This window comes from Methyloversatilis discipulorum (assembly GCF_000385375.1).
Taxonomy (GTDB): domain Bacteria; phylum Pseudomonadota; class Gammaproteobacteria; order Burkholderiales; family Rhodocyclaceae; genus Methyloversatilis; species Methyloversatilis discipulorum_A.
The window spans coordinates 2,163,858-2,183,691 of sequence record NZ_ARVV01000001.1 but is presented as its reverse complement, the minus strand read 5'-3'; the positions used below and the strand labels follow the sequence as shown (position 1 = coordinate 2,183,691).

The window sequence follows — 19,834 nt, the reverse complement described above, 5'->3', positions numbered from 1 at the left end:
CCGCGATTGGGCCGGGACCCGGCGCCGCCACTCTGCTCACCGCCGCTGTCGGGGTCAGAATACCCCTCCCACAGAACCCCAGCTCAGGCTCTGGTCGTGGATCAGGCGCACCGCCCCTGTGGGAGGGGTCTTCTGACCCCGACACGGCCGCAAAAACCTCAACATCACCAACTCGCCGCGCTGCGGTCCAGCAACCCGCAACACCCCTCACTTCGCCGGAATGCAGGTCCCCTTGGTCACCTGCGAACTCAGCAGCCCCAGGGTTTCAGCTGCAGCACCGGCCTTCTTCGCCTGCCCGTAATGATCGGCCCACTCCTGCCGCATCTGCGCTTCCGCCGACAGACACTCCGCGAGGCTGCCGAAGACCAGATCGGTCTTGACCGGCGAGTTCATCACGATGATCACCAGCATCCATTTCATGGTCGTTCTCTCCCTGTCAGCTTATCCCGCCTACCTCACCGCACCTGATCCGCCGCCGGCCGCTCACCCCCGCACCGCTGCCTCGATCGCCGCGATATCAATCTTGGTCATGCCCATCATCGCCTCGAACGCCCGCTTCGCCGTCGCCGGGTCGGGGTGGGCGATCGCGTTCATCAGCGCCACCGGCGTGATCTGCCACGACAGGCCCCAGCGGTCCCGGCACCAGCCGCAGGCGCTCTCCTGACCGCCGTTGCTGACGATGGCATTCCACAGCCTGTCGGTTTCCGCCTGGTCCGCCGTCGCCACCTGAAACGAGAACGCCTCGGTCTGCGGGAAGGCCGGCCCGCCGTTCAGCCCGAGGCAGGGGATGCCCATGACCGTGAATTCCACCGTCAGCACATCGCCTTCCTTGCCGGACGGATAGTCTGCCGGCGCGCGATACACATTACCAACGAAGGAATCGGGAAAGGTAGCGGCGTAAAACCGCGCCGCGTCCTCGGCGCCGCCGTTGAACCACAGGCAGACGGTGTTCTTTGCAGGTGTGACCATGGTCGTTCTCCTTCAAAGCTGTCCGGAATCCGGGGCGCTTCAGCGCGCACCGCCATGCTTCGTCGTCCCGCTGCTTCGCGACTGCCAGGTATCGGCACTCCAGGTCGGCGCCGCTTCCTCGATGAGCTGCAGAAGATCAGCCGGCAGGTCATCCGAGCCGGTCAGTTGCCGGATCTCCAGAATGTCGTCCGTGCCAAGTCCCGACGGCGCGCGCAGCGCCCACTGTATGGCGTCGTCGAGCGAGGGGACTTCGATGATGTAGAAGCCACCCACCAACTCCTTGGACTCCGCGAACGGACCATCGACGACATAGCGTTTGCCGTCCGCAACAGCAATCCGCGCGCCTTGCGCCGCCGGATTCAGACCCTCGGACGCGATCAGCACACCCGCCGTGTGCATCTCTTCGTTGAAGCGCATGTAGGCCTTGAACAGCTCGGCATCGAACGCCGCCGATGGGTCGGATGGCGTGCTCGCTGCATCGGACTGCGCCGTGATGATGAATCGCATCGCCTGTTCTCCATTCAGAGTGGGGTAGGGATGGGTACGACGAACGGGGGCGCGGCAGTTCGACAGGGCAGCCTGCCAGGGGGCTGAGTGCCAACTCGCAGCGGACTTCCAACGCATGACAGACGACGAACCGTTAGCCTCGGATCCGCTTTCGTCAGCGGGAAAATGTGGTCTGTCCCTTATTGGTACTTATTGGAATTTGGCTAGCCGTGGCGTTCCCGGTTGGAATCAGTTTCCGTCGTAAAATACTTTATGGCAACCAGAACGCAAAGGGCTGAATAAAGGAAAGGAAACTTCCAGTTGACGGCTTCTGTTAATGCAAAAACAACGCCGCCGTTCTCGATTCTCTTCCACACAATGTGACCGTGCGGAATGAATCCTTTCATGGAAAGCCATGCGACAACTGAGAGCAGGATCAGATAAGGACGGAGCGATAGAATGGATAATGTGATCGCTGCATAGTAGATGCCCTTTATGGCGAACACCCAGAGCGGCGTCAGGAAAACCATAAACATGGCGAGAACACCAGGATTCCAAAGAGCAAAAGTGTCACTGGGGGACAATTTGTGCAGCTTGAAAAGGCCAATGGCGGTGCTCCAATAGAGGTTTGATGCAGGCCAGTACAGAAGAAAAAACGACAGGCCAGCAAAGCCCATATACCAACTGATCGATTTCGCGGTACTGACAAGTCTGGCGATAGTCATGGATATCTCCTAGACGTTGCAGCTCCCGCGACGGCAGCCAAGGTGCGTTCCACTAAAACGTGATGCGGACGGAAGCGCATGATCGGGTCGCTTCACCGTGATAGACCGCCTCGATGTTGTTGCCGTCGGGATCGAGCACAAACGCCGCGTAGTAGCCGGGGTGGTAAGGCCGTTCTCCCGGCGCGCCGTTGTCCTTGCCGCCACTCGCCATCGCGGCCGCGTAGAACGCATCCACCATCGCCCGGTCCTGTGCCTGGAATGCAAGATGGCAGCGACCGGTGACCTTGCCTTGTGCCGCAAGGCTTGTTGCCGTCGAGATGAACAGCTCGTCCGCCCAGAAGTAGTCATCCGCCGAGCCGCCGAGGGGAATGTTCAGGGCGCCGAGGGCGGCTCCATAGAAGGTCTTGCTGGCCGTGAGATCGCTGACGACGAGCTGGATGTGGTCAATGAGGCGACCGCGATGCAGTTCTTGCGTTTCCATAAATGTGCTCCGGGGTTCTGCGATGAACGATGAAATCCCGAGTTTTGAGCGGCGGTCGGCTTCATTGACCTGGAATGTCGAATATCAAACCGAGCTCTGTGGCCGGGAAGCGTGGTCTGTCCCCTACTTTTCACGACTCTATAGGTCAAAGGGAACTGTCATTCATTGAAAATCATGGTCTATATGCAACCTTCCTTTAATCAAATACCTTCTTCGGAATTATTACATGATCGTATAGAATACCTGTCTGAGAGTGCTTTTTTGAAGTATCGAGCGGACCCGAGCAACCAACGCCTCTGGGATCAAAGAAACGAAGCCACAGGGACTCGGCGAAGCTCGGATAACGTTTAATTCGCACATCGACACCCAATACCTCATCGGTTTCGGTGTCGATGACTTCATACTGAATTTTGTCTATCCTCCAGCCGATGGAAACCCAGTTCTGAAAGGGTTTCGGTTGATAAGAATGCTTGAAATGATATCGGGCGCTTGGTTGGTCGATGGTCTTTGTTACCCATTCGCCGTGTTCTATTTCTATGTGATCTACCTTTCCTTTTTTATTAGACGGGTGTTCCATAAATGCAAACCCTTTTTCCCTGATAAGAGAATACCCGCTGCGCATCGTTGAGTCATAGAAACCGTCCACTTCAACCTGCCTGTATACTTTCACTCCCGCGTCGCTGCATGCTTCTTTAAAACGCGAGGCGATCCATATTTCTTCGCCCCATGGCAGCGCTATCATTGCGAGCGTTGGCGGTCCGAGTATCCACCAACGCTTGCGAAACGATGCAAAAATCCTGCTGAAAACCAGTGCGATCACCCAGATCCCGAATGAATATATTCCGATGATGATAAAACCGAACGGCGTGATCTGGAATGCACTCAAATCGATTTCCTCCATGTCTCAGATAAATTTCGATGCGTAACGATCGCATATGGAACTGTCACATACCGAAAACGTGTTCCTTCCCCATGTTTCTCATGACGGCGGCTGCAATGGTCTGAAATGTCGAATATTGAACCGAGCTCCGTGTACGGGAAACATGGTCTGTTCCCAATACCGAATGCACGATCACCGGAATGCCTTAAAAATCATTTTCTTGCCTTCAAGGAAAGTGATGAGAGTGGTCCCGGATAACGAAACAAACTCAATCCCGCCCTCAGCCGACGCCTGCTGCCCGATGAACAGTTTTCCATTCTTGATGTGCCAGGAGAGAATTGGGGCCGTGACTGGGCCATCTTTCTTTCCTGTCGTCACCGCGACCCAATCTTTACTTGCGAAGCGCAGATGGAGGATGTCCGTCTCGCTTACCAACTCCAGCGTTGTCCCAACCAACCATTCAGAAGACCAACCTTGGATCTCCGTCTGCGGTGGCTGCGACGAAACCGGTGCCGAAAAAAAGGACGTGCTCGCGCAGAGTATCAAGAGCCGGCCGAGCAGCTGTCTTCGACAGCTTGCCCATATACACAGCAGAAGAGACATAGGGTCTGGTCGAGATATTCCGTGGTTAAAAGTCAAAGGCTATTCGAGGGAAAAATCGTGGTCTGCCCCCTATTTTCACTATGAAATGCGGACCGTGTCGCTGCGGTTGGTCGAAATGAACCTAAATCATCGGGCATAAAACAGACCTCAGCAAACGAAAACGCGGTTTATTCCTTTTGGTTAATCATTGAGAACGTGGTCCTCTAAGTACTGTTCATAGCGAACATTGATGCTTTAAAAGCCCGTAGATTATCGTACCAAGGCCAAAGATCAGTTGCACACCGAAGAGCACCCGGAAGGCAATTGTATATCGCACTATTCCAGCATGCCGATTTTCGTCTAGAGCGAAAAGCCGGGAGTGTTCTGGAAATCGAATTTCATATACCTTGAGCCCCGGGACCGCAAGTTTCAATAAGCTTTGACTACGGATATCGATGAGCGCAAAGACAATCGAAAGGACTGCAACAAACCCTCCGATCAACACAAAGACAAAGCCATCCAATGACTTCTCTATGGCCGCGAAAAAGCCGCCGTTGGCGAAGACGGAAAAGACCACGAAAAAATTAAAGGCCTTGAGGCGCTGCTCGGCGTTAAAAACAAAATGCTGCCAAAGGTAATCTCGTTCTTCGATATTCATATCGATACACACCGTTAGAAAGATGATTCGAGGCAAGTCACTGTTAATAAGGATCGGTCGAGGCTGCGAGAAGGAAAGAGTTCACTTACCATTTCACCGCTTGTATTTCTAACAAAAACGCGAGTCGGGAAAAAGAAACAATGAGCCGGTATTGATTTTGGTGGGGCCTTACGCAACCGTTTAGGCACCACTCGCATGCATCATGGTGTACTTGGGGGCTGAGTAAAAGCCTTAATGAGCCGAGGCCTTAAATCTTGACTGAGAAAAGCTACTTCGAAATCTCCGTCGACCGTCCTTCTCGCGTGGATCGGTGAATGCGCTATTTCAGCCATTGGATCGGAGCCTGCCGCGACCATTGAGATCTGAATGTAGATAGTGAGTGGCCAAGAGTTGAGGAGGCCGCGTAACCTTAAATGGGCTGGGCCAGCGGACTCGACGATCACATCAATGATCGGGAGCCAGCCCGCCTCTTTCCATGCATAGCGCCTAGTTGGCAGTACTTGGTCGGTATCGGTCGATGTTGTCAGCAACGCCGCTCTGGCGCTATCGGTGCAAGGGTGCTTGGGCCAGGGCGGACCCAACTCGTCAAAGAAGACTCTTCCTCCATCCTTAGATCGGTAGAGGAAAACAGCGTCGCCGCATACGGGACAGGGAATAGGAATTGTGTAGCTGTAGCACGTACCGACGACAGAAATCAGATCTGTGACGACCTGAGTGTCCTTGGCGAGGCCGCGTGGCTCACAGAAGCGACAGGTGCAACCTACCGGATGATTATGCCCGCGGGAAGACATAGTATTGGCGTCTTAAAATCTGACATTAGCGCCGACGCTAGCGGCCGCTCTATGGAGTTTTTAGAACTCTGTGGTTGCTTCTAGGCTGAACTCTCGCAGTAGCGCTTTGTCGGAAAGAGTGGGAAATGGGGATCAGACCACGATTCTATCGACCCACAGGAGATTCAGATTAATGAAAACGTGGTCTGCCCCCTATTGGTCTCAATTTTGCCGATCGTAAATGGACGGCGCTTAACATTTCATATTCAGGCCCAGAGGCACAAGGGTTGAGGCGGAAATTAGCTTTGACTCATATTGTCGCGCATCCGCTTCGCTGATTCCGTAAGCAGACACGTCGTGCACATGTATGACCATCTGGCCCTGCATTTGTCTTATGGCTTCGTGAAACTTCGTTTTCGAATTTTTCACCATAGCGTCCTCAATGTGCTCTTCCAGTCGTTGTTGCCAAGGGCGCTTTGATATTCCTACGTAGCTCATTCCAGGGATTGTCTCAAAGCCTTCCCGGGAGCGAGACAAAAGGAATAGCCTCATTTTATCTTCATCGCTGCCGGATTGCATTGTCGTTGCGTACTCCTCTGCGCTTACGAGAGGGCGCTTATATGTATGCCGATAGACAACATATTCGCCATTCGGAACAAAGTACGGAGAGCAAAAAGCCAGAGGAACACATACAAGTGTCGCGCCACCAAAGATCCTATGTGAGCTCTGTGCATAGAAAGAAACCATGCTTGGAGCATGTGGTTTACTGACAGCGGCAACGATGGACAAACCTGTATCTATATCTTCGTAGCCAAGGAGATGAAGTCCGGTATGTGCGACTCCCTCATCAATAGATCGCTCAACGCTTTCACATAAACCTGCAAGATTCGGCAAACTATTGGCTGTGGTAAGAGCGACATCCACGTCAAAGTGTGTCCCGAAAAAGAACGGCAGTGATTCTGGATTGAGAAGGGAGCGCATAGTGAGAGACGGTTGGCGTAACGCTTCACATGCGCGGACTACCGACGGGAGTCCGCTCGATTGAAGGGTTGGGCGTCTTTTTAAACAAAGCCACTTTGCTCAAGACGTCTCAACAGCAATGACGCGAAGGCGAGATGGTCAAGGCAAGCGTCTGGGTCGTCAGAGACATTTACTTCATGTCCCCGCGGATTGCGTATGGCCATTACTGCGCCGGAAAATAAAAAGCTGTAACCCTTCTGTTCATCGATCTCGCTTGCGTTAGAAAGACTGGTGAGCCTCACGGCAGGCTTTGTTTCGTTGAATGCCTGCATCATCAGCTTGACGCCAGACTCTGATAGTTTTGAATGCTTCTGAACGACTTTATCTAAAAACTTAAATGCTTCAAAGGTTGCTTCTGCGTAGTGTCCGTCGTCGAATAGGTTTCGAACTTTTTCAGGTAAAAGCTCATGAACGTTTCTTCGGTCAAACGGGTGCTGTGTCGAGCTTTCTTGAACGTCTCGCTCATCGAAGGCGTTAGCGCGACGAACAATCGCCTCGAACTTTTCAAACTGCGTTGCCATTCAAAAGATTTTCACGAATACTTTTGAAAATTCGATCGTACGTGACTTGATCACCACCTGCCGGGAGATTGATCTCGACCCGCACCGTAAGAGCCATACCAGAAGAGGTGTTTTCAGATTTGCTTGAAACCGATTCGTTCGCAGGGGGGGGTGTCGTCGTTGCCAACGGAGCGGATATTTTTGAGGTTGCTTTCGATTTGACAGCCTTAGGTGCAAGAGAGTCGCCCTTCTTCGCTTTCGAAGCTGCGGGACGAGAGCTGGCGTCAATTTTTCCTCCTAAGACAGCAAGTGCTTGGAATGCTGTGGCCTGGCGCTGGCCAACTATTGCGCTCGTATGGTCAGTATTTCGGAAGAAGGAAATCAGTTTATCCGTCGGGAGTGCCCATGCGGAATCACCATGCAGGCTGAAAAGATCAGCGTAAGCGGTTTGAACAAGCTTGCTGAAGGCTACCTGGAATTCTGAGTCATCGTGCTTGTTGAAGACAGAAGCGGCGGCCGCACTCTTCTTGCCTTCGGCGTCGAGGACGCCAATGAACCTCAATGTATTGAGAACGTAGGTTTCGTTGTTTGGCGCAATTCCGAGCTTTTTAAGCGTGTCGGCCGTTACCTGCGCAGGGAAAGTGCGCCGCAGATGAGCAACTGCCTGATTGAGGCCCGCCGAACCTGACGTGTATGGATGCTTGCTTGCCATGACGCTCCCTTTTTAGATATGTCGCATTGTTGTCGAAGACGCCCAACGAGATGTAGACGACAGTTTCGTCACAAGGCCGACTCTGCACGGATGAACGTAGAAACCAGGCACGTATTCCTCCGGTCCAGATGCGCGCGCACGACTATAACGCTCGCATCACCCGCCTGCCTATCGGCCATTTTCCCGACCACGCCGTTTGAAACGCCCTGTCTCCACCCCGCTGGCGCATCATCACCCCCTGTTCCCCGTCACCGGACACAAGGCATGAAAACGCGCATCACGGAACTTCTGGGCATCCGCTACCCCATCGTGCAGGGCGGGATGATGTGGGTGGGGCGGGCGGAGCTGGCTTCTGCGGTGTCGAATGCCGGCGGGCTGGGCATTCTTACCGCGCTGACGCAGCCGACACCTGAGGCGCTGACGGCGGAGATCGCGCGCTGTCGTGACATGACGGATCAGCCTTTCGGCGTGAATCTGACGATACTGCCGACGATCAAGCCGCCGCCTTACGAGGCCTATCTGGACGCGATGCTGGATGCGGGCATCCGCATCATCGAAACCGCGGGCAACAATCCGGAGGCTTTCATCGCCAAGGCGAAGGCGCGCGGGGCGACGATCATCCACAAGTGCGTGGCGGTGCGGCATGCGCTGTCGGCGCAGAAGAAGGGCGTGGATATCGTGAGCATCGACGGCTTCGAGTGCGCAGGTCATCCGGGCGAGGACGACGTGCCGGGCCTGGTGCTGATTCCGATCGCTGCGCAGGCGCTGGATATTCCGGTGATCGCCTCCGGCGGCATCGGCGACGGCCGCGGCATGGCGGCGGCGCTGGCGCTGGGCGCCGAGGGCGTGAACATGGGCACGCGCTTCTGCGTGACGAAAGAGGCGCCCATCCACGACAGCATCAAGCAGGCGCTGGTGAATGCGAGCGAGCGCGACACGCGGCTCATCCTGCGCAGCCTGCACAACACGGCGCGCGTGTTCCGCAACGCGGTGTCGGATGCGGTGGTCGAGGCGGAAAGCCGCGGCTGCACCTTCGACGACATCCGCCCGCTGGTCAGCGGCGCGCGCGGTGCGGCGGCGCTGGCGCAGGGCGAGGTCGATGGCGGCGTGATCACCGCCGGTCAGGTGATCGGGCTGATCCGCGACGTGCCCAGCTGCGCTGAGCTGATCGCGCGCATGGTCGATGAATGCCGCGCCGCGCTGAAGAGCGCGGCAGAGAAAGCGAGCTGATTCAGCGCGGGTCGGCGCAGAGCAGGCCGTCTTCCAGCCAGCGCGCGAGCCAGCCACCGATCAGCGCCTGCGCATCGTCCGACTCGACGGTTTCACATGCGGCGGCGAAAGGCGTGCCGCGCTGCAGGGCGTTCAGCATGCCGGCCTCTGCCGCGTCGATCGATCGGAAATGCGGCTGCATACCCTTGCGCCAGACCAGCACCGTCACCGGCTGCGCCAGATCGACAACGGCCGGCGGCGTGTCGCTGCGGTCCATCGCGTGCCACAGGTCCAGCGTATTGCGCTGCACGCGCAGCATCTGTGCGGCCGGGTGCAGGCTGAACACGACAGTCGCCCAGTCTTCGTCGCTCAAGCCCGCGAGTGCAGCGCCGTCGAGCGGCTGTGCGTCGGTGCCATCGAAAGCGTTGCGCATCGCCCAGTCCAGCCGTGCCAGTTCGGCCACTTCCGGGTCGGCGGGCCAGGCGCCGTGCAGCCAGTCGGCGTAGCGGTCACCAAAGGGGCGCAGGCTGAACTGCGTCGGCGGATGGTCGGCGATGTAGCGCAGCCCGGCGTCCTCGAAGGCGTCGTCGCCGAGCCAGGCCCAGGTCTTGTCGAAACTGTCCTTCAGCGTGTCGAGCAGGCGCACGCGGTAGGCATTGCGATAGATGTGGGCACGGGCGGCCGGCGCAAGGCCCTCGCTCGCGGCGAGCGTGTCGACGAAGGCGTTCGGCGCTTCGTGCAGATAGCGCATGAATTCGTGCTGCAGGGCGGCCAGAGCGTTCATGCCGCCTCCCGCGTGATCGTTTCGGCACGCACCGCGATGCGGCGGGCGCGCGCCAGTTCGTTCAGCAGTTCGTGCAGCGCCGGAATGTTGTCGTCGCGCTCGATCATGGTGGCCACCTCGCCGAACATGCCGCATGCGATGTCATAAAGCGCCCACACTTCTTCGCACACCGGCTGGTCGTGCGTATCGACCAGGTGGTCGTCGTGCGTCGAGTGGCCGGCCAGATGGATCTGCTGCACGCGTGCGGCCGGCAGACCGGCCAGATAGCTCACCGGGTCGAAACCGTGATTGACGCTGCTGACATAGACGTTGTTCACGTCGAGCAGCAGCAGGCAGTCGGCTTCGTCGGCGACGGTGCGGATGAAATCCCACTCCGTCATGTCGGACACCGCATAGCCCAGATAGCTGGACACGTTCTCCAGCACCAGCCGGCGTCCGAGTTCGTGCTGCACCTGACCGATGCGGCTCACCAGCAGGCGCACCGCTTCTTCGGTGTAGGGCAGCGGCAGCAGGTCGTGCGCGTTCTGCCCCCCGACGCCGGTCCAGCAGAAGTGATCGGATATCCACAACGGATCGACGCGGTCTGCCAGCGCTTTCAGCTTCTTCAGATAGTCGCGGTCGAGCGCGTCGGTCGAGCCTATCGACAGGGCCACGCCGTGCATGGCCATCGGATAGTCTGCGCGCAGACGATCGAGCATGGCCATCGGCTTGCCGCCGTCGACCATGAAGTTTTCGGAAATGATTTCAAGCCAGTCCAGCGGCGCGCGTGCGTCGAGCAGCGCCGTGTAGTGGGCGGGACGCAGACCCAGGCCGAAGCCGGGCGATGGGGTGGTGAGGGCGGTCGTGGTCATGGGCGCGCTGCGCGGCACGGCGCCCGAAGGCCCCGTGCCACGCCAGTCGGTCGCTGGAAGAATTACTTGGCGGCCAGATCGCCGATGGTGCCGCCCTGGCCCAGACACTCCTTGGCCGACGTGGCCTTGAAGCCGTGGCCCTTGCAGGCGTTCTGACCCTTGCAGCTGTGCTCGGTGGTGGCGCAGTCGCTGTTGCCCTTGCAGGCGTGCAGGCCGTAGCAGTGGACCTTGTCGCCGGCGGCGACGGCAGCGCCCTTGCTGCCGGCCGGTGCGTCAGCGGCGAAAACGGCGCCCGACAGGGCAAAGGCGGCAGCGGCGGCGGCGATCGAGGCGCCGAAACGGGACGTGGACATGAATGTTCTCCTAAAGATAGTGTGCGGCCGGGGACCTCCCCGGCGTCGGATTCGCGAGAACAGCCGCCGGTGTCCGGACACTGCGCACTACGCTCTCCCGCCACTAGACCCGGGCAGGGGGCGCACCCTTACTTCGACGGAGAAATTTTTTCCTGCGACGACCACGGAAGCTGCTGCTTCTGTGCCTCGTCGTGCCAGCGCTCTTCCTCTTCGTGGATGTAGCGCTGCGTGGTGCGCGCGTCGGTGTGGCGCGCGTCCTTCTGCACGTAGCGCTCGTTCATGCCGCTGTCGAGCTTGGCGGTGATGCCGGTGTGGCGGCCCCAGTGGGCGGAGGCGGCACGCAGCTTTTCGCGCTTGTGCTCCGATATTTCCGGCAGCAGTTCGGCCGCCGCGTAGAAGATCTTCTTCAGGATCTGGTTCAGCCGGCGCGCAGTGATCGGGCTGCGGTCCTTGATCGACACCAGCAGCGGCGTGAGGTCGGTCCGCTTGGGCATGGCGCTCAGGCCGAGGTGTTTGCGGTAGCGCACCAGCGCGTGGACCATGTCGTCGGCCACTGGCACCTTGGCCTGCTTGCCGCCCTTGCCGACGACATGCCACCACCAGCGACCGCGCTCTTCGCGGAAGCTGTTCATGCGGTGCGATTCGAGCTCGCCGGCGCGCGGCGCCAGCATGTAGAGCAGGGCGGCGATGAAGCGCGCGCGCTCGTATTCGTCGCGTTCGCTGTCCAGTTCGCGCGGCATCGCCTCGATGGCCTGCGTCACCGCCTGCCACATTTCGGCGTCGAGAAAGCGTTCGACCTTCTGCATTTCCTCGGTCTGGGCGATCACGTGCGCCGGCCCGTTCTTTTCCAGCGACAGCTTGCGCCGGCGCTGGCGGATCAGGCCCAGCGGGTTGCCGGCGAGATAGCCGGCGTCGACCAGATAGCTCATCAGCGAATTGATGGCGGCGATCGCCGTCAGTACGGCGGACTCCGACAGCGGCCCGACGAAGGGGCGCCACTCCGCGCGCACGCGCTGCACCTTGGGGCCGCACCACTGCGCGGCCGGCTGCGGGTCGGCGAGGAAGTGCAGATAGCCTTCGAAGTCCTGCCGGTTCAGGCTGGACAGCGGCTTGCCGCACTCGACCAGCGACCACAGCAGCAGCCGTTCGCACTCGCGCTGGTAGATGCGGTGCGTGCCGGGCGAGCGGTCGTATTCGGCGAGAAAGCAGCGGATCGCCTCGATGTCGGTCTGCGCGCCGATCTGCAGTCGCGCGCGGTCGGCGCGGTTCACGCCGTCGTGCCCGTCGAGCGCTTCGGGCACGCTGATCTCGTCGAGCGGGCGCAGTGGAATCGGGAGCGGAGCAGTCGTCATGGTGGGCGATCTTACCTGCGCCGGGGAACCTGGAGACAGCACGCACGGTCAGGTCGGCGTCAGCAAATGCTGCGATGCTTGCGCGCCTGATGCGCACGCCGCCGGGTCGATCCGGCGGCGGCAAACAATGTATCCTTCGGCCGGTTTCAGCCAGCCACAAGTCCGGCAGCCTCCATGAATCCACTCGCAACGATAGTGCTGTTGCCCCTTGTGGCCGGCACGCTGCTCTGTTTTGCCTTCGGTCGCGACAACTCGCCCGCGCGTCGTCTGCTGACCGCGCTGGTCGCCGGCGCCGTCACGCTGACCGCGTTCGGCATGCTGCTGTCGCTGGCGCCACAGGTGTTCGCCGGCCAGACACTGCTGGCGCACACCGACTGGGTGCCGTCGCTCGGTCTGTCGATAGGCTGGCGCCTCGACGGTCTGGCGCTGATGTTCGCGCTGCTGATCACCGGCATCGGCGCGCTGATCGTGCTGTACGCGCACTTCTATCTGGCCGAGTCCGACCCCGCCGGCAAGTTCTACACCCTGCTCATGCTGTTCATGGCGGCCATGCTGGGCATCGTGATGTCGGACAACATCATGCTGCTGGTCGTGTTCTGGGAGCTGACCAGCATTTCGTCCTTCCTGCTGGTCGGCTACTGGGGCCACAAGGAAGAGGCGAGGGCTGGCGCGCGGATGGCGCTGGCGGTGACCGGCGGCGGCGGCCTGGTGATGCTGGCCGGTTTCGTGCTGCTCGGCCAGATCGCCGGCAGTTATGAGCTGAGCGACATTCTGCTGAGCGGCGACGTGATCAAGGCGGACCCGCTGTATCCGCTCATGCTGGTGCTGATCCTGGTCGGCTGTTTCACCAAGAGCGCGCAGGTGCCGTTCCACTTCTGGCTGCCGGAAGCGATGGCCGCCCCGACGCCGGTGTCGGCCTACCTGCACTCGGCCACCATGGTGAAGGCCGGCATCTTCCTGCTGGCACGTCTGTACCCGGCGGTCGGCGGCACCGACCTGTTCGAGGGCATCGTTGCCAGCTTCGGTCTGGCCACGGTGGCTTTCGCGGCCTGGGTAGCCATCTTCAAGCACGACCTGAAGGGCCTGCTGGCCTATTCGACGGTGAGCCACCTCGGCTTCATCACCTTCCTGATCGGGCTCAATTCGCCGCTGTCGGCGGTGGCGGCGGTGTTTCACATCCTGAACCACGCCACCTTCAAGGCGGCGCTGTTCATGAGCGCGGGCATCGTCGATCACGAGTGCGGCACGCGCGACATGCGCCGCCTGGGCGGTCTGCTCAGGCTGATGCCCTGGACCGCCACCTTCGCCATGACGGCGGCGGCAGCGATGGCCGGCATTCCGCTGTTCAACGGTTTCCTGTCGAAGGAAATGTTTTTCCACGAGGCGGTCGAGGCGACCATGTTCTGGGGCGCGGCGGTGCCGGTGGTCGCGACCTTCGCCGGCGTCTGCTCGATGGCCTACTCGCTGCGCCTGGTGCATGACACCTTCTTCAACGGCGCGCCCAAGGATCTGCCGGCCGACGCGCACCCGCACGATCCACCGTTCGGCATGCTCGCGCCGGTGGCGCTGCTGGCGGTGCTGTGCGTCGTGGTCGGCGTCATTCCGGCGCTCACCTACGGCCCGCTGGTCGAGGTCGCGGCGCGCGCGCTGCTCGGTGGCGACACGCCCGACTATCACCTCGCGCTGTGGCACGGCTTCAACCTGCCGCTGCTGATGAGCGGCATCGCGGTGGTCGTCGGCGCCGCGCTGTATCTCGCACTGCAGCGCGTGTTCCGGCTGCACGGCTACACGCCGCAAACCTTCTCCGGCAAGGCCACCTTCACCTGCCTGATCGACCGCCTGTTCGGCTTTGCCGGCCGCCTCACGGCGCGCTTCGAGAACGGCTCGCTGCAGCGTTCGCTGGCGCTGATGGTCGCCTTCGCAATCCTGCTGGCGGCGACACCGTTCTGGGCGGCCGACACGCTGCCCGCGGCGGGATCGCGCGAACTGATGCCGGCCTCGCCGCTGGCGCTCGCCGTGTGGCTGCTGCTGCTGGCGGCTGCCACCGCGCTGGTGCTGACGCACCACAACCGCTTCCAGGCGCTGGTGCTGACCGGCGTCGTCGGCCTGGTCACCGCCTTCACCTTCGTCGGGCTGTCGGCGCCCGACCTCGCGCTGACGCAGCTGTCGGTCGAGGTGGTATCGACGGTGCTGCTGCTGATGGGTCTGGCCCTGCTGCCGCAGCGCACGCCCTTCGAATCGGGCGCGCTGCGCCGCGGCCGCGACGCGCTGCTCGCCGTGTTCGCCGGCGGCGGCGTGGCCGGGCTGACCTGGCTGATGCTGACGCGCCCGCACGATTCGATCTCGTGGTTCTTCCTCGACAAGTCGCTGAGCGAGGGCGGCGGCACCAATGTGGTGAACGTCATCCTGGTCGACTTCCGCGGCTACGACACCTTCGGTGAGATCACCGTGCTCGGCATCGCCGGCATCGGCGTGCTGGCGCTGCTCGACGGCTTCCGCACTCGCCGGCCCGACGCCGACCCGGACGGCCGTCGCTGGGCCTTCGAGGAACAGCCGCTGCTGCTGCGCGTCGCCGCGCGCGTCGTGCTGCCGCTGGCGCTGCTGGTGTCGGCCTACATCTTCTGGCGCGGCCACAACGTGCCGGGCGGGGGCTTCATCGCCGGCCTGATCACCGCGGTGGCGCTGGTGATGCAGTACATGGCGCTCGGTCAGGCACGCGCCGAGGCCTTGCTGCACGGCGCGGCCGGCCGTCGCTTCTCGCGCTGGATAGGCAGCGGCCTGGCGATCGCCGGGCTGACCGGCATCGGCGCCTTCTGGTTCGGTCGCCCCTTCCTGACCAGCGCGCACGGTCACCCGGCGCTGCCGCTGCTGGGCGAACTGCCGCTGGCCAGTGCGGCGGCCTTCGACCTCGGGGTCTACATCACCGTCGTTGGCGCCACCATGCTGACGCTGTCGGTACTGGGTGCAGCGAGCAAGGAGCAGCACGGATGAGTCTTTTCGCGAACATCAGCATGGAATTCCTGGTGGCCAGCGGCATCGGCTGGGTCACCGCCTGCGGTGTCTACCTGATGCTGCGCGGACGCAGCTTCCCGGTTGTGCTGGGCCTGACGCTGCTCGGTTACGCGGTGAACATTTTCATCTTCGTGATGGGCCGGCTGTGGAGCGCGGCGCCGCCGATCCTGGGGCAGGGCGATGTGCAGGCCGACCCGCTGCCGCAGGCGCTGGTGCTCACCGCCATCGTGATCGGCTTCGCCACCACCGGCTTCGTGATCGAACTGGCGCTGCGTAGCCGCGCCGAATCGGGCACCGACCACGTCGACGGCCGGGAGCCCGGAGCATGAATATGAGTTTTGCCGATGTGATGATGCAGCTGTTCCGCCAGCACCTCGCGGTGCTACCGGTGCTGCTGCCCAGTTTCACCGCCATGCTGATGCTGCTGATCGGCGACCGCCCAGCGGAACTGAGGCTGCCGCGGCTGCGTCGCATCGCGCTGGTGTCGGTGACGCTGGGGCTGATGTTCGCGCTGAAGCTGGCGATGGAAGCGGACGACGGCGTGCTGCGCGTGTATCGCGTCGGCGACTGGCCGGCGCCGTTCGGCATCGTGCTGGTGATCGACCGGCTGTCGGCGCTGATGCTGGTGCTGACGCAGGCGGTGGCGCTGCCGGTGCTGTTCTACGCGAGCGGCGGCTGGGACAGCCACGGCCGGCATTTCCACGCGCTGTTCCAGTTCCAGCTGATGGGCCTGAACGGCGCCTTCGTGACCGGTGACCTGTTCAATCTGTTCGTGTTCTTCGAGGTGCTGCTGATCGCCTCCTACGTGCTGCTGCTGCACGGCCAGGGGCGCGAGCGCTTCCGTGTCGGCGTGCAGTACGTGGCGATCAATCTGGCGGCCTCCGCCCTGTTCCTGATCGGCGTGGCGTTGATCTACGCCACCGTCGGCACGCTGAACATGGCCGACCTCGCGCAGCGCGTGCCGATGGTGAGCGGTGACGACGCGGTGGTACTGAAGGCGGCGGCGCTCATCCTGCTGGTCGTGTTCGGCGTCAAGGCGGCCATCCTGCCGCTGCATCTGTGGCTGCCCTCGACCTATGCGGCGGCGAGCGCGCCAGTCGCCGCGCTGTTCGCCATCATGACCAAGGTCGGTGTCTACAGCATCCTGCGCGTGCATGGCGTGATCTTCGGCGCCGACGCCGGCGCGTCGGCACTGACGGTCGAGCCCTGGCTGCTGCCGCTGGCACTGGGCACCAGCGTGCTGGCGGTGTTCGGCATGCTGGCCGCACACACGCTGCCGCGCATGGTGGCCTACATGACGGTCGCCTCGGTCGGCACCATACTGGCCGCCCTGGGCCTGTTCAGCGAGGCCGCCTGGTCGGCGGCGCTGTACTACATGGCACACAGCACGCTCATCATCGCGGCGCTTTTCCTGCTGGTCGAACTGGTGGCGGCACAGCGTGGCGACGCGGCCGACCGGCTCGAAGCGGGGCCGGCGGTGGCGCAGCCGGCGCTGCTCGGTCTGCTGATGCTGCTCGGCGCCGCATCGGCTGCCGGCCTGCCGCCGTTGCCCGGATTCATCGGCAAGCTGATGGTGCTGCAGGCGTCGAGCGGCCATGAGGCGCAGGCCTGGATCTGGACCGTCGTGCTGCTGGTCGGTTTCCTGACCTTGATCGGCCTCGCGCGTGCCGGCAGCGTGCTGTTCTGGAGCGTGCGTCCGGAACCGGACGGCAGCGGCACCACGTCGGGCGCCAGCCCGCGACTGGTGCTCGCCACCGTGTCGCTGATCGGTGCGGGCGTGCTGATGAGCGCGCTGGCCGCGCCGCTGAAGCGCTACACCGACGCAGCGGCGGTGCAGCTGGTCGATCGCCGCGCCTATCAGGAGGCGGTACTCGGGGCGGCGGGCGCGCAGACCACGCAACCCTATGTGTTTCCGCGTCCGGCAAGCGAAGGAGTTCACTGATGGCGACGACTGAAGCCGCCCACGGCAGGCGCTGGTTCGGACACCCGGTCATGTCGACCATGGTGGCTGCGGGGTGGCTCATGCTGCAGCAGTCAATCGATCCGGGCAATGTGCTGACCGCCATCGTGCTCGGGCTGGTGATTCCGCGGCTGGTCAGCGGCTTCATCGGGCCGGGCGTCACGCTGAAGGCGGCTGCGACGGTATTGCATCTGACCGGCATCGTGCTGTGGGACATCATCATGTCCAACATCACCGTCGCCAAGCTTGCGCTGAGCCCGTCGCGGCTGCCACAGCCGGCATGGGTGCCGGTGCCGCTGGACATCGAACACCCGAATGGCGTGGCGCTGTTCGCCTCCATCATCACGATGACGCCGGGCACCGTGTCCTGCATCGTCGACGAGCATCGGCGCGAAATCCTCGTTCATGCACTCGACTGCGACGATCCGGTCGCCGCCGCGCGCGACATGAAGGCGCGTTACGAAGCACCGCTGCGGGAGATTTTCGAATGATAGATATGGCTCTGGACATCACCGTCGGTGCCATCGTGATCGCCATGCTCATCTGCGGCTGGCGGGTACTGCGCGGGCCGGAGATCGTGGACCGCATCCTCGCGCTCGACACCCTGTATGTGAACGTGGTGGCGCTGGTCATCGTGCTGGGCATGCGCCAGCACACCGATCTGCTGTTCGAGGCCGCGCTCATCGTCGCCATGCTCGGCTTCGTCGGCACCGTCGGCCTGTCGCGCTACCTGACGCGCGGCGACGTGATCGAGTAAGGAGCAATGATGGACACGCTGAATCCGGTGGTCGAAATCGTCGTCACCGTCATGCTGCTGATCGGCGCCTTCTTCGCGCTGGTCGGTGCCATCGGCATGCTGCGCTTCAGGGACTTCTTCCAGCGCCTGCACGCACCGACCAAGGCCACAACGCTGGGCGTAGGCGGTGTGCTGATCGCCAGCATCATCTACAGCGCCGCCAACGGACGCTTCGGTATCCACGAACTGCTGATCACGCTCTTCCTGTTCATCACGGCGCCGGTTTCGGCCAATCTGATGGCCAAGGCGGCGCTGCACCTGAAGCTGCCGTCGAAGGCGGGGCATCCGCAGAAGAAGGACTGAGCGTTGGAGCTGGGGGTTCTGTGGGAGGGGTCTTGACCCCGACAGCGGCCGGTATCGAAGCTTGCGGCGTGCACAGGCCCTGTCGCGGCCAAGGCCGCTCCCACAGGGATCGCGCCCAATCCGTGGTCGGAGCCGGGATTTTGTAGATACTGTTATCCGAGTCAAACCCCGTGAGCGGTTGGGTCGAAAGGTTTGCCGGATCGGAGAACGCCAAAGGCGACGTGGATGAGCTTGCGCATCATTGCGCCGATGATGAGTTTCGGCGGCTTGCCAGCAGCGGACAGACGCTGTCGGAAGAGTTTCCCCCAGGCGGTGCGATAGAGCGCGACCATGGCCGGCATGTAGAGTGACTTGCGCAGGAAAGAGTGGCCGACCTTGGACATGCGTGGTTTGGCGCAGACGCTGCTGCCGGATTGGTGCTGCCGAGGGTCAAGGCCAGCGAATGCAGTGGCCTGACGAGCGTTGTCGAAGCGAGAAACCCGTGCGTAGAAGGCCAGCAGAATGGCGATGGTGCGTTCGCCCAGGCCGGGGATGCTATCGAGCAGACGACGCTTGCCGTCCAGATCGTCATCCTGGTCGAGCAGATCCCGGATCGCGCGGGCGAGCCGCTCGATCTCGGCGTCCAGCCATTCGATGTGCTGAGTAATCCCCTGCTGTACCGCGCTTTGCGCAACGAGCAGACGATTCGATTCCTGGGTGCGCATGCTTTGCACGCTGTCCAGACGCAGCACGAGCGCGCGCAAAGTGCGTTCGGCCTCGGACGGCGGCTGCCAGGGCTCGGGTGAGCGTTCATGGCAGAACAGCGCGATGAGTGCGGCATCGACCTTGTCGGTCTTGGTGCGCACCATGCGCGAGGCGGCAAAGGCCTTGATCTGCGCCGGGTTGATGACACTGACGGTGACGTGGGGCAGAGCGGCGAGGAACTCAGCCACAGGCTCCCAATAGACGCCTGTGGCTTCCATGCATACGTGCAGTGTCAAAGCGTGTTGCCGGGACAGGAAAGCCTGCAGTTGGTCGAAGCCGGCTGCGTCGTTGGTGATGGGGTCAGCTCACGAAACGGAAAAAATCGTACGCTATGCCTTGTCGTGCCAGCCCAGCACAATGATTGACATGCCCAGTAGCGCGACTCCAGCCCCCGTCCAATCCAGCGCGGACAGCTTCACGCCATCCACGACCCGAAGCCAAACCAGCGCGGTAGCCACATAAACGCCGCCATAGGCGGCGTAAACGCGGCCACTGGCGGCTGGGTGTAACGTGAGCAGCCAAACGAAGAGCGCCAAGCTCATCGCTGCCGGAATCAGCAGCCACATTGGCCCCCCTTTGCGCAGCCACAGGTAAGGCAGAAAGCAGCCGACGATCTCGGCAAGCGCTGTTGCGATGAACAGTCCGGTCGTTTTCAGAATCAAGATCAGTAGCTCCACAGTTGATAGA

General features: G+C 61.5%; 24 protein-coding genes. 7 read left to right on the top strand and 17 right to left on the bottom strand.

The genetic code is table 11. The annotated features are described in order from the left end of the window. Positions 1 to 207: 207 nt before the first annotated feature. The 11 genes from METRZ18153_RS0110335 to METRZ18153_RS20870 all read right to left on the bottom strand — a co-directional run bounded on the left by METRZ18153_RS0110335 (position 208) and on the right by METRZ18153_RS20870 (position 7,783). Positions 208 to 420, bottom strand: coding sequence for a hypothetical protein (locus METRZ18153_RS0110335; RefSeq protein WP_029143694.1), 213 nt, complete (start codon positions 418 to 420; stop codon positions 208 to 210). A gap of 63 nt (positions 421 to 483) precedes the next feature. After that, positions 484 to 969, bottom strand: a complete 486-nt coding sequence (locus METRZ18153_RS0110330) for a VOC family protein (protein WP_020164662.1) — start codon at positions 967 to 969, stop codon at positions 484 to 486. A 39-nt stretch (positions 970 to 1,008) separates the two neighbouring features. Beyond that, on the bottom strand, positions 1,009 to 1,476 hold the full coding sequence (locus tag METRZ18153_RS0110325) for a YciI family protein (RefSeq protein ID WP_020164661.1): 468 nt from the start codon (positions 1,474 to 1,476) through the stop codon (positions 1,009 to 1,011). 203 nt (positions 1,477 to 1,679) lie between these two features. Beyond that, on the bottom strand, positions 1,680 to 2,180 hold the full coding sequence (locus tag METRZ18153_RS0110320) for a hypothetical protein (RefSeq protein ID WP_020164660.1): 501 nt from the start codon (positions 2,178 to 2,180) through the stop codon (positions 1,680 to 1,682). Between the two features lie 52 nt (positions 2,181 to 2,232). Continuing rightward, the gene (locus tag METRZ18153_RS0110315; protein WP_020164659.1) at positions 2,233 to 2,661 is read right to left on the bottom strand and encodes a VOC family protein; all 429 of its coding nucleotides are present in this window, start codon (positions 2,659 to 2,661) and stop codon (positions 2,233 to 2,235) included. Between the two features lie 196 nt (positions 2,662 to 2,857). Further along, positions 2,858 to 3,547, bottom strand: a complete 690-nt coding sequence (locus tag METRZ18153_RS20885; protein WP_157257228.1) for a hypothetical protein — start codon at positions 3,545 to 3,547, stop codon at positions 2,858 to 2,860. 186 nt (positions 3,548 to 3,733) lie between these two features. Continuing rightward, positions 3,734 to 4,144, bottom strand: a complete 411-nt coding sequence (locus METRZ18153_RS20880) for a hypothetical protein (RefSeq protein ID WP_157257227.1) — start codon at positions 4,142 to 4,144, stop codon at positions 3,734 to 3,736. Between the two features lie 214 nt (positions 4,145 to 4,358). After that, a complete protein-coding gene (locus METRZ18153_RS0110305) occupies positions 4,359 to 4,781 on the bottom strand; it encodes a hypothetical protein (protein WP_020164657.1) in 423 nt (140 codons plus the stop codon). A gap of 1,022 nt (positions 4,782 to 5,803) precedes the next feature. Further along, positions 5,804 to 6,475: a GIY-YIG nuclease family protein gene (locus tag METRZ18153_RS20875; protein WP_198291212.1), complete on the bottom strand. Its 672-nt coding sequence runs from the start codon at positions 6,473 to 6,475 to the stop codon at positions 5,804 to 5,806. Positions 6,476 to 6,612: 137 nt separating this feature from the next. Continuing rightward, the gene (locus tag METRZ18153_RS20625) at positions 6,613 to 7,092 is read right to left on the bottom strand and encodes a TIGR02391 family protein (protein WP_081629088.1); all 480 of its coding nucleotides are present in this window, start codon (positions 7,090 to 7,092) and stop codon (positions 6,613 to 6,615) included. Further along, positions 7,076 to 7,783 carry a DUF5343 domain-containing protein gene (locus METRZ18153_RS20870; RefSeq protein WP_157257225.1) on the bottom strand — a complete coding sequence of 236 codons (708 nt, stop codon included), beginning with the start codon at positions 7,781 to 7,783 and terminating at the stop codon, positions 7,076 to 7,078. The genes METRZ18153_RS20625 and METRZ18153_RS20870 overlap by 17 nt, the downstream gene beginning before the upstream one ends. A gap of 264 nt (positions 7,784 to 8,047) precedes the next feature. On the opposite strand from METRZ18153_RS20870, the gene METRZ18153_RS0110295 reads away from it, so the two are divergent. Beyond that, a complete protein-coding gene (locus METRZ18153_RS0110295) occupies positions 8,048 to 9,013 on the top strand; it encodes an NAD(P)H-dependent flavin oxidoreductase (protein WP_020164655.1) in 966 nt (321 codons plus the stop codon). A gap of 1 nt (position 9,014) precedes the next feature. Here METRZ18153_RS0110295 and METRZ18153_RS0110290 read toward each other — a convergent pair whose 3' ends face one another. The 4 genes from METRZ18153_RS0110290 to METRZ18153_RS0110275 form a co-directional block, all read right to left on the bottom strand. Continuing rightward, positions 9,015 to 9,776 (bottom strand): HvfC/BufC N-terminal domain-containing protein, encoded by a 762-nt coding sequence (locus METRZ18153_RS0110290; RefSeq protein WP_020164654.1) that lies wholly within the window; start codon positions 9,774 to 9,776, stop codon positions 9,015 to 9,017. Next, on the bottom strand, positions 9,773 to 10,627 hold the full coding sequence (gene bufB / locus METRZ18153_RS0110285; RefSeq protein ID WP_020164653.1) for an MNIO family bufferin maturase: 855 nt from the start codon (positions 10,625 to 10,627) through the stop codon (positions 9,773 to 9,775). The genes METRZ18153_RS0110290 and bufB overlap by 4 nt, the downstream gene beginning before the upstream one ends. 62 nt (positions 10,628 to 10,689) lie before the next feature. Further along, complete coding sequence (bufA2, locus tag METRZ18153_RS0110280) at positions 10,690 to 10,980, bottom strand: BufA2 family periplasmic bufferin-type metallophore (RefSeq protein ID WP_020164652.1); 291 nt, start codon at positions 10,978 to 10,980, stop codon at positions 10,690 to 10,692. A gap of 128 nt (positions 10,981 to 11,108) precedes the next feature. Next, a complete protein-coding gene (locus METRZ18153_RS0110275; RefSeq protein WP_020164651.1) occupies positions 11,109 to 12,332 on the bottom strand; it encodes a tyrosine-type recombinase/integrase in 1,224 nt (407 codons plus the stop codon). A 174-nt stretch (positions 12,333 to 12,506) separates the two neighbouring features. Between METRZ18153_RS0110275 and METRZ18153_RS0110270 the strand changes: the two genes are divergently transcribed. The 6 genes from METRZ18153_RS0110270 to METRZ18153_RS0110245 are packed head-to-tail and all read left to right on the top strand — an operon-like array spanning position 12,507 to position 18,403. Next, a complete protein-coding gene (locus METRZ18153_RS0110270) occupies positions 12,507 to 15,323 on the top strand; it encodes a monovalent cation/H+ antiporter subunit A (RefSeq protein WP_029143692.1) in 2,817 nt (938 codons plus the stop codon). Continuing rightward, positions 15,320 to 15,673: a Na+/H+ antiporter subunit C gene (locus METRZ18153_RS0110265; protein WP_019918257.1), complete on the top strand. Its 354-nt coding sequence runs from the start codon at positions 15,320 to 15,322 to the stop codon at positions 15,671 to 15,673. Before METRZ18153_RS0110270 ends, METRZ18153_RS0110265 begins: the two co-directional genes overlap by 4 nt. Next, the gene (locus METRZ18153_RS20115; protein ID WP_081629087.1) at positions 15,670 to 17,286 is read left to right on the top strand and encodes a monovalent cation/H+ antiporter subunit D; all 1,617 of its coding nucleotides are present in this window, start codon (positions 15,670 to 15,672) and stop codon (positions 17,284 to 17,286) included. The genes METRZ18153_RS0110265 and METRZ18153_RS20115 overlap by 4 nt, the downstream gene beginning before the upstream one ends. Continuing rightward, the gene (locus METRZ18153_RS0110255; protein WP_020164648.1) at positions 17,286 to 17,795 is read left to right on the top strand and encodes a Na+/H+ antiporter subunit E; all 510 of its coding nucleotides are present in this window, start codon (positions 17,286 to 17,288) and stop codon (positions 17,793 to 17,795) included. Before METRZ18153_RS20115 ends, METRZ18153_RS0110255 begins: the two co-directional genes overlap by 1 nt. After that, the gene (locus METRZ18153_RS0110250) at positions 17,792 to 18,061 is read left to right on the top strand and encodes a K+/H+ antiporter subunit F (protein ID WP_029143691.1); all 270 of its coding nucleotides are present in this window, start codon (positions 17,792 to 17,794) and stop codon (positions 18,059 to 18,061) included. The genes METRZ18153_RS0110255 and METRZ18153_RS0110250 overlap by 4 nt, the downstream gene beginning before the upstream one ends. A gap of 9 nt (positions 18,062 to 18,070) precedes the next feature. Further along, the gene (locus METRZ18153_RS0110245; protein WP_020164646.1) at positions 18,071 to 18,403 is read left to right on the top strand and encodes a Na+/H+ antiporter subunit G; all 333 of its coding nucleotides are present in this window, start codon (positions 18,071 to 18,073) and stop codon (positions 18,401 to 18,403) included. 161 nt (positions 18,404 to 18,564) lie between these two features. Here the strand turns inward: METRZ18153_RS0110245 and METRZ18153_RS0110240 are convergent, their stop codons facing one another. Together METRZ18153_RS0110240 and METRZ18153_RS0110235 are read right to left on the bottom strand one after the other, a co-directional pair. Further along, positions 18,565 to 19,443 (bottom strand): IS110 family RNA-guided transposase, encoded by an 879-nt coding sequence (locus METRZ18153_RS0110240; RefSeq protein ID WP_051091679.1) that lies wholly within the window; start codon positions 19,441 to 19,443, stop codon positions 18,565 to 18,567. A gap of 33 nt (positions 19,444 to 19,476) precedes the next feature. After that, positions 19,477 to 19,812 carry a YnfA family protein gene (locus METRZ18153_RS0110235; RefSeq protein WP_349255540.1) on the bottom strand — a complete coding sequence of 112 codons (336 nt, stop codon included), beginning with the start codon at positions 19,810 to 19,812 and terminating at the stop codon, positions 19,477 to 19,479. Positions 19,813 to 19,834: the final 22 nt, after the last annotated feature.

What these genes read in the sequence shown, in the direction of transcription:
- METRZ18153_RS0110335 (WP_029143694.1), bottom strand. Translation starts at nt 420, where the DNA reads ATGAAATGGATGCTGGTGATCATCGTGATGAACTCGCCGGTCAAGACC.
- METRZ18153_RS0110330 (WP_020164662.1), bottom strand. Translation starts at nt 969, where the DNA reads ATGGTCACACCTGCAAAGAACACCGTCTGCCTGTGGTTCAACGGCGGC.
- METRZ18153_RS0110325 (WP_020164661.1), bottom strand. Translation starts at nt 1,476, where the DNA reads ATGCGATTCATCATCACGGCGCAGTCCGATGCAGCGAGCACGCCATCC.
- METRZ18153_RS0110320 (WP_020164660.1), bottom strand. Translation starts at nt 2,180, where the DNA reads ATGACTATCGCCAGACTTGTCAGTACCGCGAAATCGATCAGTTGGTAT.
- METRZ18153_RS0110315 (WP_020164659.1), bottom strand. Translation starts at nt 2,661, where the DNA reads ATGGAAACGCAAGAACTGCATCGCGGTCGCCTCATTGACCACATCCAG.
- METRZ18153_RS20880 (WP_157257227.1), bottom strand. Translation starts at nt 4,144, where the DNA reads ATGTCTCTTCTGCTGTGTATATGGGCAAGCTGTCGAAGACAGCTGCTC.
- METRZ18153_RS0110305 (WP_020164657.1), bottom strand. Translation starts at nt 4,781, where the DNA reads ATGAATATCGAAGAACGAGATTACCTTTGGCAGCATTTTGTTTTTAAC.
- METRZ18153_RS20625 (WP_081629088.1), bottom strand. Translation starts at nt 7,092, where the DNA reads ATGGCAACGCAGTTTGAAAAGTTCGAGGCGATTGTTCGTCGCGCTAAC.
- METRZ18153_RS20870 (WP_157257225.1), bottom strand. Translation starts at nt 7,783, where the DNA reads ATGGCAAGCAAGCATCCATACACGTCAGGTTCGGCGGGCCTCAATCAG.
- METRZ18153_RS0110295 (WP_020164655.1), top strand. Translation starts at nt 8,048, where the DNA reads ATGAAAACGCGCATCACGGAACTTCTGGGCATCCGCTACCCCATCGTG.
- METRZ18153_RS0110290 (WP_020164654.1), bottom strand. Translation starts at nt 9,776, where the DNA reads ATGAACGCTCTGGCCGCCCTGCAGCACGAATTCATGCGCTATCTGCAC.
- bufB (WP_020164653.1), bottom strand. Translation starts at nt 10,627, where the DNA reads ATGACCACGACCGCCCTCACCACCCCATCGCCCGGCTTCGGCCTGGGT.
- bufA2 (WP_020164652.1), bottom strand. Translation starts at nt 10,980, where the DNA reads ATGTCCACGTCCCGTTTCGGCGCCTCGATCGCCGCCGCCGCTGCCGCC.
- METRZ18153_RS0110275 (WP_020164651.1), bottom strand. Translation starts at nt 12,332, where the DNA reads ATGACGACTGCTCCGCTCCCGATTCCACTGCGCCCGCTCGACGAGATC.
- METRZ18153_RS0110270 (WP_029143692.1), top strand. Translation starts at nt 12,507, where the DNA reads ATGAATCCACTCGCAACGATAGTGCTGTTGCCCCTTGTGGCCGGCACG.
- METRZ18153_RS0110265 (WP_019918257.1), top strand. Translation starts at nt 15,320, where the DNA reads ATGAGTCTTTTCGCGAACATCAGCATGGAATTCCTGGTGGCCAGCGGC.
- METRZ18153_RS20115 (WP_081629087.1), top strand. Translation starts at nt 15,670, where the DNA reads ATGAATATGAGTTTTGCCGATGTGATGATGCAGCTGTTCCGCCAGCAC.
- METRZ18153_RS0110255 (WP_020164648.1), top strand. Translation starts at nt 17,286, where the DNA reads ATGGCGACGACTGAAGCCGCCCACGGCAGGCGCTGGTTCGGACACCCG.
- METRZ18153_RS0110250 (WP_029143691.1), top strand. Translation starts at nt 17,792, where the DNA reads ATGATAGATATGGCTCTGGACATCACCGTCGGTGCCATCGTGATCGCC.
- METRZ18153_RS0110245 (WP_020164646.1), top strand. Translation starts at nt 18,071, where the DNA reads ATGGACACGCTGAATCCGGTGGTCGAAATCGTCGTCACCGTCATGCTG.